We start from the raw sequence: 13,901 nt of genomic DNA, 5'->3' as shown, positions 1-13,901 counted from the left end.
TACGCCGCCAGCCCCACCGGCGTCGCCTGCATGGCCACGAAACCGGGCAGTTTCTGGATGCGAGTGAGCCAGGTGCGGACATTGCCGTAGGCATTCAGGGATACCCCGCCTTCCGGGGCGTGGGCGATATAGCTGTAGTTGGCGATATCGGCGATGCTTGGATGCTCGCCAACCAGCCACTCCCGACCCGTCAGGTGGCATTCCAGTACCTCCAGCAGCTTGTGGGCATCCCGGATCGCGGCTTGTTGATCCTTGTCCGCTCCGAATACGGTGACCAGTCGGGCGGCGGCGGGGCCATAGGCCAGCGGTCCCGCGGCGACGGACAGGAAGCGCTGTACCCCGGCGGCCCGGTCAGGCTCCCGGGGCAGCCACTTGCCGCTGGAGTCGTAGCGGGTTGCCAGGTAAACGAGGATCGCATTGGAATCAGCCAGCACGGTATCCCCGTCCTCCAGCACCGGCACCTGACCGAAGCGGTTCAGCGCCAGGAAGGGGGGCTGTTTGTGTTCACCGTTTACCAGGTCGACGTCCACGAGTTCATGGTCGAGTTGCAGCAGGGACAGTAACAGCTCTGCACGGTGAGAGTGCCCGGACAGGGCGTGACGATACAGTTTGATTTTACGCATGGTGGTGCTCCTTTTGCTCAGGTTGGTGTTGCCTTGGGTCGCGCGCCCACCATGGGCGCGGTCTGTTGTTTCAGTTGAAGCGTTCGAGGCGCAGCCGCTCACCCGGAATATTGAGCTTGCGGGCGATCCGCAGTGCGCCGGTGACCAGTCGGTCCGGGCCGCAGAGATAGATCACGGTGTCCGCGCCAGCGGCAAGCAGCAGGGAATCCAGGTCGAGGCGCTCGCCATCCGCCGCGCTGTAGACAAAGAGGCGCTCACCGAGCTGGCGCTGCAGCTGGTCCCGATAGGCCATCTCGCCGCGCGAACGGCCCGCGTAGTGCAGTTCAAAACGGGCGTCGCGCGCTGCCAGTGCCAGGGCCATAGATTTGATCGCTGTGATACCGATACCACCGGCAATCAGAAGGGCGGGGCGCGGATCAGCGTGCAGGGCAAAGTGGTTTGCGGGCGTCTCCGCACGGAGGCGAAGACCGAGCCGGTAGCCCCGGTGCAATGCCGCGGAGCCGCCGCGGCCATCGGGTTTGCTGAGGACGGCAATTTCATAGGCGTCGCGGCGCGCGGGATTCGACGCGATGGAGTAGTGGCGATCACCCAGTTCCCCGTTGTCGAGCAGCACCGGGACCACCAGGTGTGCCCCCGCCTCTACGGGCGGCAGCTCACGCCCCTCGGGATCGCGCAGTTCGTAGGCGCGTATGCGAGGAGCCAGTTGCCGCATTCCGGTGACCACCAGTTCCAGAGGCCCTTCGCCCACGACTGCCGGCCACGCCGCGCTCCGGTCCTCGACCGGCTCCGGGTCTCGAGACTGCAGGAGCTTGTCCTCCTGCAGCGCCTGGATCAGGGACTGGACTTCCGCCTCGGTAAAGCGCCGTGTGATGTGCTGTGGGCAGTTCCAGTCGAAACCCTCAACATGAATCAGGAAGCCGCGCTCGACCCGTGCCGGGTAATCCGAATCCTCCAGCAGCGTCAGGATGTCCTGCTCGCCGGTGCTCACGATCTGCACGCGCCCCAGGATCTTCAGGCGCCGTTGATTGGGATAGTCCATGAAGAACAGGGACACCCGGTTATTGTTGATGAAGTTGCCCGTGCTCACGTATTGGCGATTGCCGGAGTAATCGGCGAAGCCCAGCGTATGCTCGTCGAGCACCTTCATGAACCCGGGGGGGCCACCGCGGTGCTGCAGGTAGGGCCAGCCGGTTTCACTCACGCTCGCGAGGTAGAAGCTGTCACGTCGGGCGATGAAGTCTCTTTCGCGCTCACTGAGCAGATGATTGCGCTGCCCGCCGGCGCCCATAGCGGCGTAGCCCTCCCGGCTGCCCATGGCGGACTGGAGGTCCGCCACAGTTGGGGTGAACGCGATATCGTGATAGCGGTGTCCCATTCACATTCTCCCTGGTTGTCGGGGCAGTTGGCGGCGCAAGCGGCCTACATGCTCCATATCTGAGCAGTGAAGTTCAGGGCGATGGCATCCAGTCCGGGGTTGGTGCTGTCCAGTCCTCCGTTGGAGGTATGCTGGATTCGCAGCTCTACACCGTACTCGTCGCGACTGCCGAAGCGCGTGCCCACGGTGGCCGACGAGGTAAAATGAACGTTGCCGCCCAGCTGCTCCCCGCCCAGCGACGGGTCGCTGATCAGGGTCGGACTGAAACCGAACTCCAGGTACAGTGAGTGGGTTCCCGGGTGAAATCGCCAGACCGGTCCCAGCGACAGGAACGCGCTGGTGTCACCACCGCTGTCCAGGGCGCCGACCGCAAGCTCCAGATGTCTCGCACCTGTCCTGCGGGGCGCGGAGAGCTGGTAGATCGCCGCGTAGTGATGCACGTCATGGAACTGGCCGACTGCCTTGCCGTAGCGCAGCCCGGCAGGTTGGTAGGTCTCGGCCATCAGCCCTTCGCTAAAGGTCCCTGCCAGCAGCACCGTGGCCACCATCCCGGCGCGATACAGGCGCTTCATCGCCCGCTTGACGCGCGCCTTTCCCGTTAGAGCCGCCACGGTCAGAACTCCCGGCGGCGGTTCAACCACCGGTCCAGAGACAGGACCCCGCCACCCCAGACGACGATCTGGGCGAGGAGGATGCCCCAGATGTAATGCAGGTACATCGCGGCGGCCGGGATATCCTCCAGGCTCAGGACCGCGACCACGTTGATGATGGACAGCCCCGCAGCAGAGACGCGGCTTGCGAGGCCGGCTACCAGTAAAATTGGCAGCACTATTTCCCCGATCGTCGCCAGGTAGGCAGCCAGTTCAGGGGACAGCACGGGCACGCTGTACTCGTATTCAAACAGGAACAGGGTGGTTTCCCAGTCCCTCAGCTTGGTGAGTCCGGAGGCGAAAAATACCCAGGCGGTGTAGCAGCGCGCCGCGGCCTGGGCGAGGAACGACAGGTTCACCACGGGCTCGGAAACCCGGTAGTACTGTTCGCGAATTGAGCTAAAGGTCGTTTGCATGTCAGTTCTCCATTCAGAGTGGATAGAAGTGCTGGATCAGGTTTTGCCGCAGCGCCCTTTCCAGCCACAGGGCGAAGTCGAAATCAGTGTTCGCGAGCTCGTCGAGCAGGCTCCCGACCGCACGGCCGGCCCGCAGGCCGTTGAGGAATACATGGTCCCGGGGGTTCATATAGGTATGCTCGACCCGGTACTGCTGGCGGTAGACCAGGATGGCCCGGGGAACGCTGGCGACGACAAACTCTCCGGCTGCAGCCTCCTGACCGTCCTGCCAGTTCCGGATTTCCAGTAGCGGATACATCGATTCCAGCAGGCCCACGTGGGCAGCCAGCGTGATCCCCACCCGGTCTATCCCGGGGTCAGTCAGGAGCGCCAGGCTTGCCGGGTCGAACTGGTTGTCAGCGGCCCGCGCGGAGCGGTGGGTCTGCCAGTCCAGCCGTGCCATGGGAGCCAGGAACCGGAACTGGCGTCCGGCACTGGTCGCCGCAAGCAGCGTCGGCAACTCTGCGCCCCATTCGCCCCAGTCGCCCGCGACGGGGGGGTGGGCACGCAGTAGTGCGACGCTCAGTGCCCGAAAGTCGGCCTGTTCCATGAGTCGATACAAGACGGGAAAGCTCACTGCGAGGGCTGCCTCGGCCACCGCGACCACATTCCGGCGATAGATCGATAGCCCCTGCCGCCAGGACGTCAGCGGTCGCGAGCCTGCGTCGTCAATCCCGAAGACAGCGTCGACAAAGTGCTCTTGTTGTTGCGCGAGCGAGGTCATTGCCTACGCCTCCTCCGCCTGCAGGGCGCGCTGGATATCCCGCGCGCGCGTGGCTTCAGCGAGCAGGACGGACCAGTCCGGCAAGTCGTTGTCCCACTCCACCAGGGTGGGCACATTGCCCAGCCGTTGCAGCGCATGGGCGTAGATTCGCCAGGCTTGGTCCGAGACCGGAGCGGCGTGATCATCCACCGCGAGCTGTCCGGGCGCGACCGGCGTATAGCCTGCCAGGTGGATCTCGGCAACCGCATCCTGGGGGATCGCATCCAGCCAGGCCCTGGCGTAGTCCTCCGCTGCCGAGAGTCCGGCATTGTGGGCATTGACCAGCAGGTTGTTGATATCCACGAGCAGCTGGCAGCCCGCGCGCTCTACCAGCCTGTGCAGGAACTCCGGCTCCGACCACTGGTGTCCGCCCTGGTCGATATAGGTACTGATATTCTCGACCACCAGAGGCCGGCCAATGGCCTGCTGTACGCGGTCGATATTGTCTGTGAGGACGGCGAGTGCCTCCGCGTTGCGGGGCAGGGGCAACAGGTCTCCCGCATGGATTCGCGTGTCCCCTTGCTGCACCCAGCAAAAACACAGGTGATCGGACACCAGCATCGGGTTGAAGCGTGCTACCAGCTGCGCCAGCCTGGTCACCGCCTGGGTGGAGATGCCTGCGGCGGAGCCGAGGCCGAGAGCCGTGCAGTGAAAGCTGAGCTCGTAGTGTTCGCGTGCCTGTTCGAGAACGGCGAGGGACGCACCGCCCTCACCGAAAAAGTTTTCAGTATGGACTTCGACAAAGTCGATATCCGCAGCACGGGAGAGCGCCGCTTCGTAGTGTGGATGTCGCAAGCCGACGCCAACCGGCGGCTTTGTTGACAGATCTACGTTGGCCACGGTCACACCCCCGATTTCCGCTAGTCAGACTGCTTCTGGCTGGCTTCGTAATGCGCCTTGGCCTCGGCCTTCAGCATGCCGCCGATGGCCTCGCAGGTGCCTTTCGCTACCAACTTCCACTCACCGGGGTCCTTGTCCAGGGTGGATTGTCCGGCGCAGCTGTGGGTGCCGGCGAGGTTGCCGCAGTCGTTCTGGCCGATACCGGCCACGCCGTAGCACTTCTCCTTGCCTGCGGCACTCACGGGTGCGACGACGATGGATGAGAGGGCGGCGGCCAGGGCCGCGCTGGCGATCAGTTTCTTGTTCATGCTTGCTTGCTCCTTTGCTTGCTGTGGGGCCTGGTTCGAAGGGCCGCCACCGGCGGTCCCGCGAACCAGACAAGGCCTGCCTTACTCCGCCGCCAGTTGCGCGGCTGTCAGGTTGTGGATGCCGTGCCAGTTGCGCTCGGCGGTTTCGATGTTGCCCGGGATGTCCTCCATCCATTTTTTCTGCACCTGCTTGTTCAGGTTCAGATAGAGCTTGCCGTCGACCAGGCGGTAGGCCAGGGGATCAACGTCCAGCTTCTGGTTGAGGGCCACGCCCATGGCGCAGTAGCCGCCGAACTGGGGTGCGTACTTCTCCGGGTCGGCGCGGAAGGAGTCGCGGTTTTTGGCGTTGGCGAAGCGGTAGATGGCATCCTTGTAGGAGGCCGTGTACTCGGCGCTACCCTCGACAGGCCCGGATTTCGAGAAATAGGACACTGCGTCGTAGCCGTGAATCGCCAGGTCGTTGCCGTCGGCGTTGATCTGCAGATCCGCGGCAAAGCTGCCCGCGGAGAAGGTGATCGCGACCATCGCCGCGAAGCGCTTCAGTAGAGAGGAAAGTTTCATGTCGTGTAGCTCCTTTTCATTACCTTGGTTTGGGTTGTGAAATCAATTGTTTGGTAGTCTCCCGCTGGCCGGTCATGGCGCGGCGGTAATTGCGTCAGGTTTTTTTGTGTCGGGCAGTCCTCCTTTGGTTTCAGTTGCGGGTTTGCTTTCCCGGCGCAAGTGCAGGGGCGCTGAGCGACCCTTAAAACAACTCACGCTGGCCCTCGTGAATCGGTGATTCATTGATGCTCGCGTTGCGATCGCTCATCAGGCCGTCCGCATCGAAAGTCCAGTGTTCCAGGCCATAGGCGCGGAACCACTGGCCACTGTCATCGCGATACTCGTAGGTGAAATTCACCGCGATACGGTTGTCCGAGAATACGAACAGCTGTTTGCGCAGCCGGTAATCCAGCTCCCTGGCCCACTTGCGGGACAGGAGCGCTGTCACCTCTTCGCGACCCTGGGCGAACTCGTTGCGATTGCGCCAGGATGTGTTCTCGCTGTAGGCAAGTGATACTCGCGCCGGGTCGCGCGTGTTCCAGAGATCTTCTGCGCGCTGGACCTTGAGGATTGCCGCTTCACGGTTGAAGGGCGGTTTGATCTGCTCAGTCATTTGGGCACCTCCTAAGTACACCGATCTGTTTACTTTCGATGCAAGGTATACAGATCGGTATAGTATGTCAACGGCGAAAGCGCAAAAAAATAAAAATATTTTGAGCCTGTATTCGATGAATCAGGCTATTCGGGCTAAATACGGGTGCGTGAAGGAAGGATTAAAAGGTATACTGAGCTGTATACAAATATTGCGGAGTTCCAATGCCAGCCCCATCCAAGCGCGAGCAGATCGTCGATCACGCTCTCAGGTTGTTTTACAGCAACGGGTTTCATGCCACCGGCGTAGACAGAATCATTGCCGAGGCGGGTGTTTCCAAGAAAACCCTGTACAGCCATTTCAGGACGAAAGACGAGCTCATCCTGGCGACCCTGAGAAAGCGCGATGAGTTGTTCAGGAACCGGATGATGCGAGAGACTGAAATGCATGCCGCCAGCCCCAGGGAGAGATTACTGGCGGTGTTTGATTTTCTCGGCAACTGGTTTCAGGACAAGGATTTCTCGGGCTGCATGTTTATCAATGCTTCGGCCGAGTTCGCTGAGGAGAGCTGCCCGAGCCACATGGTCAGCGCGGAGCACAAGCGGTTGGTGGTGGAATACCTGGAGAGTCTCGCTACCCTCGCGGGCGCCAGGGAGCCCGCTGAGCTGGCCAATGAGCTCAATATGCTGATGGAAGGGGCAATCGTCTACGCCTATGTCATGGGCGACAAGCAGGCGGCGGGTCGGGCCCGGGAAATGGCGCGGGTGTTTGTTGACCGACAGCTGGACTGAGGTGGCGGCGCCAGCCGCAGTGGGCTAGGCCCGGATTCTCTTGATGCCGTACTGGGCGAGCCGATAGGCGAGGGTCGACGGTTTCAGGCCGAGAAGCTCGGCCGCGCCATTCGGCCCGGAGATCTTCCAGCCGGCCCTGCGCATCGCGTTCGCCAGGTTGGTCTTTTCCAGCAGGCGAAAGTCGGAGTCAGTCAGTATTTCGCCCTCCTGCCACTCCGGCTCCACACTGGCGCCGGGGTTGACCGAGCTGGCGGGAAGCGCAAGGTCAAGCCGCAGTGTGCGACTTCCTGCAGAGAGGATTGCCGCGCGCTCGATGACATTCTTCAGTTCGCGGATGTTGCCCGGCCAGGTGTGCAGCTTGAGCTGCTCGATGTGGGACCGCGAGAGCTTGAGCGGCTCGCGGCCCAGCTGCTGGCAGACCAGGTTCAGAAAGTGCATGGCCAGTGGCGCGATATCGGCGGTGCGCTCGCGCAGGGGGGGCACGGCCACCGGGAACACGCTGAGCCGGTAATACAGGTCTTCCCGGAAGCGTCCTTTTTTCACCTCGTCCGCCAGATCCCGATTGCTGGCCGCGATCACACGCACATCCACTTTGGCCGTTGTCTCATCCCCCACGCGCTCGAATTCACTTTCCTGCAGCGCGCGCAGGAGCTTGCCCTGCAGCGGCAGGGGGATCTCACCGACCTCGTCGAGAAACAGGGTGCCGCGGTTGGCCAGCTGCATGCGCCCCACACGGTCGCGGTGCGCGCCGGTAAAGGCGCCTTTGATGTGCCCGAAGAACTCGCTCTCGAATAGATCCTTGGGTATGGAGGCGCAGTTGACCTTCACCAGGGAGCGTTCGGCGCGGTCACTGTGCTGGTGGACGGCGCGGGCGATCATCTCCTTGCCCACGCCGGATTCACCGAGGATCAACACGCTGGCCTGGGTTCTGGCGACCGCCTCGATTTGTGACAGGGTGCGTTTCAGCGCCTGGCTCTCGCCGATGATCTCCCCGAAATTGGTGGTGATGCTGATTTCCTCGCGGAGGTAGTCGCGTTCGAGTTCGAGTTGCTCCTTCAGCGACTGGATTTCGCGGTAGTCACGCTCGCGCTGCTGGTCTGCCTGGACCCGCGCCGAGATATCGCGGAACACGACCACAGCTCCCCTGAGTTCGCCTCCCTCCCGAATCGGCGTACTGGTGTACTCCACCGGCACCGGGTAGCCGTCGGAGTGCCAGAACACCTCATTGCTGACGTGGTGGACTTCGCCATCTTTGAGGGCAGCGTAAATGGGGCAGTCCTCTTTCGGGTAGTGGCGCCCGTCCCGGTGGCTGTGGTGGTGCAGATCATGGAGCGGCACGCCGATCACATCACTCTCTGTCCAGCCGAGAATCCGGGTCGCCGCGGCGTTGGCGAAGGTGGCCCGGCCTTCGCAGTCCAGCCCGTAGATGCCCTCGCCGGCGGCGCCCAGGATCAACTGGTGGCGATTGCGGAGGCTGTCGAGGTCGGTGTGGGAATGCTTCATCTTCCTTCCTTGTCGCTAGTGGTTCAGTGAGTGCCCGGGGTCACAGGAATTTGTGAAATGCTCGCCAAATCCTGTGAATCCCAAATATCTGTGACCTGTCGTTGGCTCCAAGGTTCTGATTAACAAGGAAAAATTTTCTGGCACGAAAAATGATAAGGGACGCCACAACAGAGGCCGCATGAACGGCCTCACCTTATCCGAAATAGTTGATCAGCGGAGCCAATATGTCAGTAACAAGCAATGCAGATAGCCGCTGGTGCGGTATCGCCCTTCCCGGGCTGCCAGCCGGGCCGGCCAGGTTTCTCTCCCGGGGTGGAGGCCTGAAGGCCTCGGTCACCCTGCACACCGGTCGCGACCGGCAATACGTGGTCAAGGACTATTCCGCCACGCCCCGGTACCTCAGGCCGCTGGCGCGCTACCTTGCGCGGCGTGAAGTAAGGATTCTCCGCGCCCTGGCGGACTCGCCTCATGTGCCGCGGTACCTGGGCTGCATTGACGCCTACCGCTTTGCCATGGAATACATCCCGGGGGAACACCCCTCCGCACACACATCCGCCGCAGATGACAGCACCTATGGCCAGGCGGTGCGCGCGCTGCAGGCGATCCACGCCCTGGGCTTCGCCCACAATGACTTGCGGGGGCGGAATATGCTGGTGAGCCCCGGGCGGGGAGTAATCTTTATTGATCTCGCCGCAGCCATCCGTTTCCCGGTTTCTTACGACGCCCTGGTGCTGCGTCCCCTGGGATGGCTGCAGCGCCGCCTGCAGCAAGCGGACCTGTATCACCTGCTCAGGCAAAAGCGAGCCCTCACGACGCAACCCTATACTGCCGGGGAACTGGACCTGCTTGCGGCGGAACGCCCGTTCAAGCAGTTGACCCGGTTCTGGAAGCGCTGGATTCATCGTCGGACTAATCGCAGGTTTCGACTGCGCGGCTGCGGCTGTGGCGTGGATCGCGACCAGGTATCCCGGCACGTGTAGCTCTGCCAGCCTTGGGAGTACCTACCTGTGCGGTTTCTGGTTTAATGTACGCCGACGCGCCGATCGGATGGCACACAGGAGCACTGCATGGAGTGGCGGGGAAGGCGGAGAAGCAGCAACGTCGACGATAGGCGCGGTCAACCGCTGCGCGCTGGCGCCGGCGGTGGGGCGGGCCTGTTGATGCTGGTGCGGGTGCTGCCCTGGCTGTTGCGCAGCAAGGGCGGGCGAGCGCTGCTGCTGGTGGGGGTGCTGGCGTTTGCCGGCGCCCAGATGCTGGGCATCGACCTGCTGCAGCTGACATCCGGCGCGGGCACGCCATCCACGCAGGCACCGTTCTCGCCACAGGAGCAGGAGCTGGCCGAGTTCGTGGCGGTGGTATTGGCGGACACCGAGCAGACCTGGCAGAAGATCTTTGCCGCTGCGGGCAACCGCTACCAGGAGCCGGTGCTGGTGCTGTTCAGCCAGCGGGTGGCCTCCGCCTGCGGCACGGCCAGCTCCGCCGTCGGCCCCTTCTACTGCCCCGCGGATCGCAAGGTGTATCTGGATCTGGGGTTCTTTCGCGACCTTGACCGCCAGCTGGGCGCGCCGGGGGATTTTGCCCAGGCCTATGTGATCGCCCACGAGGTGGGGCACCACGTCCAGACCCTGCTCGGCATCAGCCAGCAGGTGCGTGCCAGCGGCCAGGGCCGGCCCGCGGCCGAGGTGAATGCGCTTTCTGTGCGCCAGGAGCTGCAGGCTGACTGCTTTGCCGGCCTGTGGGGGCACTCGGCCCACCACTACAGCCAGATGCTGGAGCCCGGGGACCTGGAGGAGGCCCTGCAGGCGGCGTCGGCGATCGGCGATGACCGCCTGCAGAAACGCGGCGGCGGAGAGGTGGTGCCAGACAGCTTCACCCACGGCAGTTCTGCGCAGCGGGCGGCGTGGTTCCGGCGCGGGTTTGAGAGCGGTGATTTCAGCCAGTGCGATACTTTCGCGGCCGAGATCTGATTATGTGTAACGGGAAGGGAAAATCCCTCGCCTGCGGAGCGCGCTTGAAGGTGATCTCCACCGAGTATTGCTGATGGATAACTTTTTCCACGACAGCGACACAATCCTGCGGGGTGAACGGTTCGACACACTCCTCGCCCACCGCAACCTCGTGATCGAGCGCATTGTCAGTGCCCCAGATATCCAGCCAGTTGATTACGTCCAGAATCAGGATGAGTGGGTGCTGCTGGTTCGGGGTGGGGCGGTCATGCAGGTGGCGGGTGAGCGGGTTGCGCTGGGAGAGGGTGACTACCTGTTTCTGCCCGCCGGCACGCCCCATCGGGTCGAGCAGTGTGAGGCTGGCACCCTGTGGTTGGCGGTGCACCTGCATCCCGACAATATGGGCTAATCCGGGTACACTGCAGCCCCGGCAAGCAGCGAAGCGAATGTCATGCAACAGGCCATTACCGGCTATCATCAGGATGAGCACCGCGACTGGGTGGCGGAACTTGCCTGCGGTCACTACCAGCACGTGCGCCACCAGCCACCGCTTGCCGAGCGCCCCTGGGTGGAAACGGCGGATGGTCGGGCGTCCATGCTGGGTCAGATGTTAAGTTGCAAGAAGTGCGAGCTGGGCGCGCCGGCGGATGAGCCGAAGGTGCCCAAGGTGGTTGTGGAGTCCAACCGCGAGCGTACCCTGCGGCTGATCCAGGCCATCGCCCGCGGCGATGCCAACACCATTGCCGACGCCTATGCCGACGACGGCAAGCTGCACACCATGGGCAACACCCTGATCTCCGGCGTCTATGACAAGTCGCAGATCCGCCAGTTTGCCGGCAGCGTGCTGGAGGCCTTTCCCGACGGGCTGCGCTATACGGTCCACGCTATCACCGCCGAGGGCAACCGGGTGGCGGTGGAGGCCACGGGGGCGGGCCGTCACGTGTCCGGCAAGGACTACGTCAACCACTACCACTTCCTGTTCACCTGGCGCGACGGCAAGTTGCTGGAACTCAAGGAATACATGGATACCGAGGCGTTGACCGAGGTGCTTTGTGGTGGCGCACGGCCGGCATAGCCGGGCGGCGGCGTCTTTTCACCACAGTCAGCCTGGCTCCTCTGCCTGAATCGGGGCTGCTATCCGGCCTTTTTGCATTGCCTGTCCCGGGGTCACTGACTATGCTTCCAGAGGACAGACATCGTGCCGGCTTTGCTGGAGGGAAAAACCGTGCAACAAACCATGCTCCTTACGGGCCTGCTGGCCCTGCTGCTGGCATTGCCTCAGGGCCACGTGGCGGCCCAGGATGAACGGGAACTGCGCGCCCAGCGCAGCGAGGCCCAAAAGGCTCGCAACGAGGAGCGCAGGCTGCGCTCCCAGCAACTTGCCGATGCCACGCGCGAGTTGCGCGACTATGCCCGTGAGCTGGAGCCTGAATACAAGCGCGAAGCCCGGGCGGTGGATACTGCTTTCCAGCTGGAGGAAGTCAAGCTGGAGGCAGACAGCGCGGCGCGCATCGCCGGGGTCAAAGCCGAATTCCAGAAGGAATGGACCGCCGCCATACTGGGGCGGGGCGAGGAGCCTGGCGCAGAGCGCCTGCAGACCATGGAGGCGCAGGCGAAGGCCTATGGCGATGAGCTTTTCGCCCTGAAACGCGAAGCTGCTGAAGCGGTGCACCGTGCCCGCGAGGGGGCAGAGGCGGAGAAGGACAGCCTGCGCGATGCCCTTGAGGAGAAAGTCCTCGCCCGGGCCGCCCAGCTGGGCCTGAGCCGCGACTATACGCCCATCCCTGCGCACCCCATCGGCGGCGAGCTGACGCGGCAGGAAGAACAGTGGAACCAGCGCGAGGAAAAAGAGGTGGTCAAGATCGCCGAACGCAATGCCAAACTGCTTGCTCCCTACCGCAACGGCAAGCGCCTGCGTGCGTGGGAGCGCGCCAACAGGGAAGAAGACTTTCGCCTGAGGTGGGAAGAGGAAGCGGAGCGCCAGGCGCTGAATATGCAACACGAATTCCACAGCGGTCTCCTGCAGCCGGCGCAGGCCGACGCAACAGCGGGCCAGAATCTTATGCAGCGGGCGGCCGAGCTGGCCGAGCAGGAGCGACTGATCCAGATCCGCTTCCAGCAAATCCGCCGGGAGAACAGCATCAAGCGGCGTGAAGAGAAGAAGCAGATTCTCGAAGCCTAGCAGTCGCCTCAAAGGACACCCGCCATGTCGCCGGCCGATACCCTGCGCCTGCTGTTGCTGTCATCGCTGTGGGGATTCTCGTTCATCTTCATGCGCGTGGCGGCGCCCGAGTTTGGCGCGGTAAGCCTCATCCTGCTGCGTATGGCGCTGGGGGCGGCGCTGCTGATCCCGCTGCTGGCCAAACCCGAGTACCTGCGCCTGCTGCGCCAGCACCTGGGGCCGCTGTTTGTGCTGGGCCTGACTACCGCGGCGCTGCCCTATACCCTGCTCGCCCTGGCCACGATGCGTCTGGAAGCGGGCTTTACCTCCCTGATCAATGCGGCCACTCCTATCGCCACCGCCCTGATCGGGGCGGCGTTCTTTGCCACCCCGATCCTGCGCCAGCAGACACTGGGTCTTACCCTGGCTCTGTTTGGGGTGGCGGTGCTATCGGGGGGGCGACTGGATTTCAGCGCCGGCGGTGACGGCTGGTTTATCCTGGCGGCGGTGGGTGCAACCGTCTGCTACGGCATTGGCGGCAACTACTCCCGCACCCGCCTCTCACACCTGCCGAGCCGGGTGCTGGCCGCGGGCAGCTGCGCGGTGGCGGCCCTGGTGCTACTGGTCCCCGGGCTGCTGCTGTGGCCGCAAGAGCCGGTCAGCGGCACTGCCTGGGGTGCGGCGCTGTGCCTGGCCGCCCTGAGCACCTCCGGGGCGCTGCTGCTGTATTTCCAGGTGCTGGCCAGTGCCGGCGCTACCGCGGCCTCTACCGTGACCATGCTGGTGCCTGTGAGCGCCCTCGCCTGGGGCTTCCTGCTCCTCGACGAGGCGCTCAGCCTGCAGGTGCTGGCCGGTATGGTCATCACCTTGCTGGGCACGGGAATTGCGACCGGGGTGGTGCGCTCGCGGCGCAAACGGATGCTGCACCTGTAGCAGCGAACGGTTTGCCGCAGTGATTTTCAGCTGACCCCGCGCGCCCGGTCACCCCAGTAGCGCGCCCGCACCGCTTTCTTGTCCGGCTTGCCCACCGGCGTCAGCGGAATGGCATCGACGAAGTCCACGCTCTTGGGCGCCTGCACTGAGCCCTTGGCTGCCTTCACCTGCTGCTTCAGGGCGACAGCCAGGGCGTCATCTGCAGTCACGCCGGGCTTGACCACGACCAACGCCTTTACCGCCTCGCCCCACTGCTCATCGGGCACGCCGATCACCACCACCTGCTGTACCGCTTCGTGGCGCGACAGCACATCCTCCACTTCCCGCGGGTAGACGTTGAAGCCGCCGCTCACGATCATGTCCTTGGTGCGGTCGACGATATGGAGAAAGCCGACCTCGTCCAGCCGGCCTACGTCGCCGG

At 63.6% G+C, this 13,901-nt stretch carries 18 protein-coding genes; 7 read left to right on the top strand and 11 right to left on the bottom strand.

Features of this window, described 5'->3' with window-relative positions; genetic code table 11:
* From RJQ10_RS15650 to RJQ10_RS15610, 9 genes are all read right to left on the bottom strand, one after another.
* Nucleotides 1-623: glutathione S-transferase family protein (locus RJQ10_RS15650; protein WP_350148262.1), on the bottom strand; the 623-nt coding region annotated here is incomplete at its 3' end.
* 70 nt (nucleotides 624-693) lie between these two features.
* A complete protein-coding gene (locus RJQ10_RS15645) occupies nucleotides 694-1,998 on the bottom strand; it encodes a pyridoxamine 5'-phosphate oxidase family protein (RefSeq protein WP_350148260.1) in 1,305 nt (434 codons plus the stop codon).
* A gap of 44 nt (nucleotides 1,999-2,042) precedes the next feature.
* Nucleotides 2,043-2,609: an acyloxyacyl hydrolase gene (locus RJQ10_RS15640; protein ID WP_350148258.1), complete on the bottom strand. Its 567-nt coding sequence runs from the start codon at nucleotides 2,607-2,609 to the stop codon at nucleotides 2,043-2,045.
* A 2-nt stretch (nucleotides 2,610-2,611) separates the two neighbouring features.
* Nucleotides 2,612-3,064 carry a DoxX family protein gene (locus tag RJQ10_RS15635; protein WP_350148256.1) on the bottom strand — a complete coding sequence of 151 codons (453 nt, stop codon included), beginning with the start codon at nucleotides 3,062-3,064 and terminating at the stop codon, nucleotides 2,612-2,614.
* Nucleotides 3,065-3,077: 13 nt separating this feature from the next.
* Entirely contained in the window at nucleotides 3,078-3,827 is a 750-nt protein-coding gene (locus tag RJQ10_RS15630) for an HvfC/BufC family peptide modification chaperone (RefSeq protein WP_350148254.1), read from the bottom strand.
* Nucleotides 3,828-3,830: 3 nt separating this feature from the next.
* Nucleotides 3,831-4,706, bottom strand: a complete 876-nt coding sequence (locus RJQ10_RS15625) for an MbnB/TglH/ChrH family RiPP precursor modification enzyme (RefSeq protein WP_350148253.1) — start codon at nucleotides 4,704-4,706, stop codon at nucleotides 3,831-3,833.
* A gap of 20 nt (nucleotides 4,707-4,726) precedes the next feature.
* A complete protein-coding gene (locus RJQ10_RS15620) occupies nucleotides 4,727-5,014 on the bottom strand; it encodes a BufA1 family periplasmic bufferin-type metallophore (RefSeq protein ID WP_350148251.1) in 288 nt (95 codons plus the stop codon).
* A gap of 81 nt (nucleotides 5,015-5,095) precedes the next feature.
* Nucleotides 5,096-5,575: a YHS domain-containing (seleno)protein gene (locus RJQ10_RS15615; protein WP_350148250.1), complete on the bottom strand. Its 480-nt coding sequence runs from the start codon at nucleotides 5,573-5,575 to the stop codon at nucleotides 5,096-5,098.
* A 181-nt stretch (nucleotides 5,576-5,756) separates the two neighbouring features.
* A complete protein-coding gene (locus RJQ10_RS15610) occupies nucleotides 5,757-6,167 on the bottom strand; it encodes a nuclear transport factor 2 family protein (RefSeq protein WP_350148247.1) in 411 nt (136 codons plus the stop codon).
* Nucleotides 6,168-6,370: 203 nt separating this feature from the next.
* On the opposite strand from RJQ10_RS15610, the gene RJQ10_RS15605 reads away from it, so the two are divergent.
* Nucleotides 6,371-6,937: a TetR/AcrR family transcriptional regulator gene (locus RJQ10_RS15605; RefSeq protein ID WP_350148246.1), complete on the top strand. Its 567-nt coding sequence runs from the start codon at nucleotides 6,371-6,373 to the stop codon at nucleotides 6,935-6,937.
* A 24-nt stretch (nucleotides 6,938-6,961) separates the two neighbouring features.
* On the opposite strand, the gene RJQ10_RS15600 is transcribed toward RJQ10_RS15605, so the two are convergent.
* Nucleotides 6,962-8,440 carry a sigma-54 interaction domain-containing protein gene (locus RJQ10_RS15600; protein WP_350148245.1) on the bottom strand — a complete coding sequence of 493 codons (1,479 nt, stop codon included), beginning with the start codon at nucleotides 8,438-8,440 and terminating at the stop codon, nucleotides 6,962-6,964.
* Nucleotides 8,441-8,664: 224 nt separating this feature from the next.
* On the opposite strand from RJQ10_RS15600, the gene RJQ10_RS15595 reads away from it, so the two are divergent.
* From RJQ10_RS15595 to RJQ10_RS15570, 6 genes are all read left to right on the top strand, one after another.
* Nucleotides 8,665-9,420, top strand: a complete 756-nt coding sequence (locus RJQ10_RS15595) for a phosphotransferase (RefSeq protein ID WP_350148244.1) — start codon at nucleotides 8,665-8,667, stop codon at nucleotides 9,418-9,420.
* A gap of 87 nt (nucleotides 9,421-9,507) precedes the next feature.
* Nucleotides 9,508-10,407, top strand: a complete 900-nt coding sequence (ypfJ, locus tag RJQ10_RS15590) for a KPN_02809 family neutral zinc metallopeptidase (protein ID WP_350148243.1) — start codon at nucleotides 9,508-9,510, stop codon at nucleotides 10,405-10,407.
* A gap of 73 nt (nucleotides 10,408-10,480) precedes the next feature.
* Nucleotides 10,481-10,795 carry a cupin domain-containing protein gene (locus RJQ10_RS15585; RefSeq protein WP_350148242.1) on the top strand — a complete coding sequence of 105 codons (315 nt, stop codon included), beginning with the start codon at nucleotides 10,481-10,483 and terminating at the stop codon, nucleotides 10,793-10,795.
* A gap of 42 nt (nucleotides 10,796-10,837) precedes the next feature.
* Nucleotides 10,838-11,461, top strand: a complete 624-nt coding sequence (locus tag RJQ10_RS15580) for a DUF3565 domain-containing protein (protein ID WP_350148241.1) — start codon at nucleotides 10,838-10,840, stop codon at nucleotides 11,459-11,461.
* A 123-nt stretch (nucleotides 11,462-11,584) separates the two neighbouring features.
* Nucleotides 11,585-12,568 carry a hypothetical protein gene (locus RJQ10_RS15575; protein WP_350148240.1) on the top strand — a complete coding sequence of 328 codons (984 nt, stop codon included), beginning with the start codon at nucleotides 11,585-11,587 and terminating at the stop codon, nucleotides 12,566-12,568.
* 24 nt (nucleotides 12,569-12,592) lie between these two features.
* Complete coding sequence (locus RJQ10_RS15570) at nucleotides 12,593-13,480, top strand: DMT family transporter (protein ID WP_350148239.1); 888 nt, start codon at nucleotides 12,593-12,595, stop codon at nucleotides 13,478-13,480.
* Between the two features lie 26 nt (nucleotides 13,481-13,506).
* Here the strand turns inward: RJQ10_RS15570 and RJQ10_RS15565 are convergent.
* Nucleotides 13,507-13,901, bottom strand: a 395-nt coding sequence (locus RJQ10_RS15565; RefSeq protein ID WP_502880248.1) for an AMP-binding enzyme, incomplete at its 5' end; no start/stop codon positions are given.

The organism is Haliea sp. (assembly GCF_040222615.1).
Lineage (GTDB): Bacteria > Pseudomonadota > Gammaproteobacteria > Pseudomonadales > Halieaceae > Haliea.
Note: the sequence above shows the minus strand (reverse complement) of the source record. Positions and strands in the feature narration are given on the sequence as shown.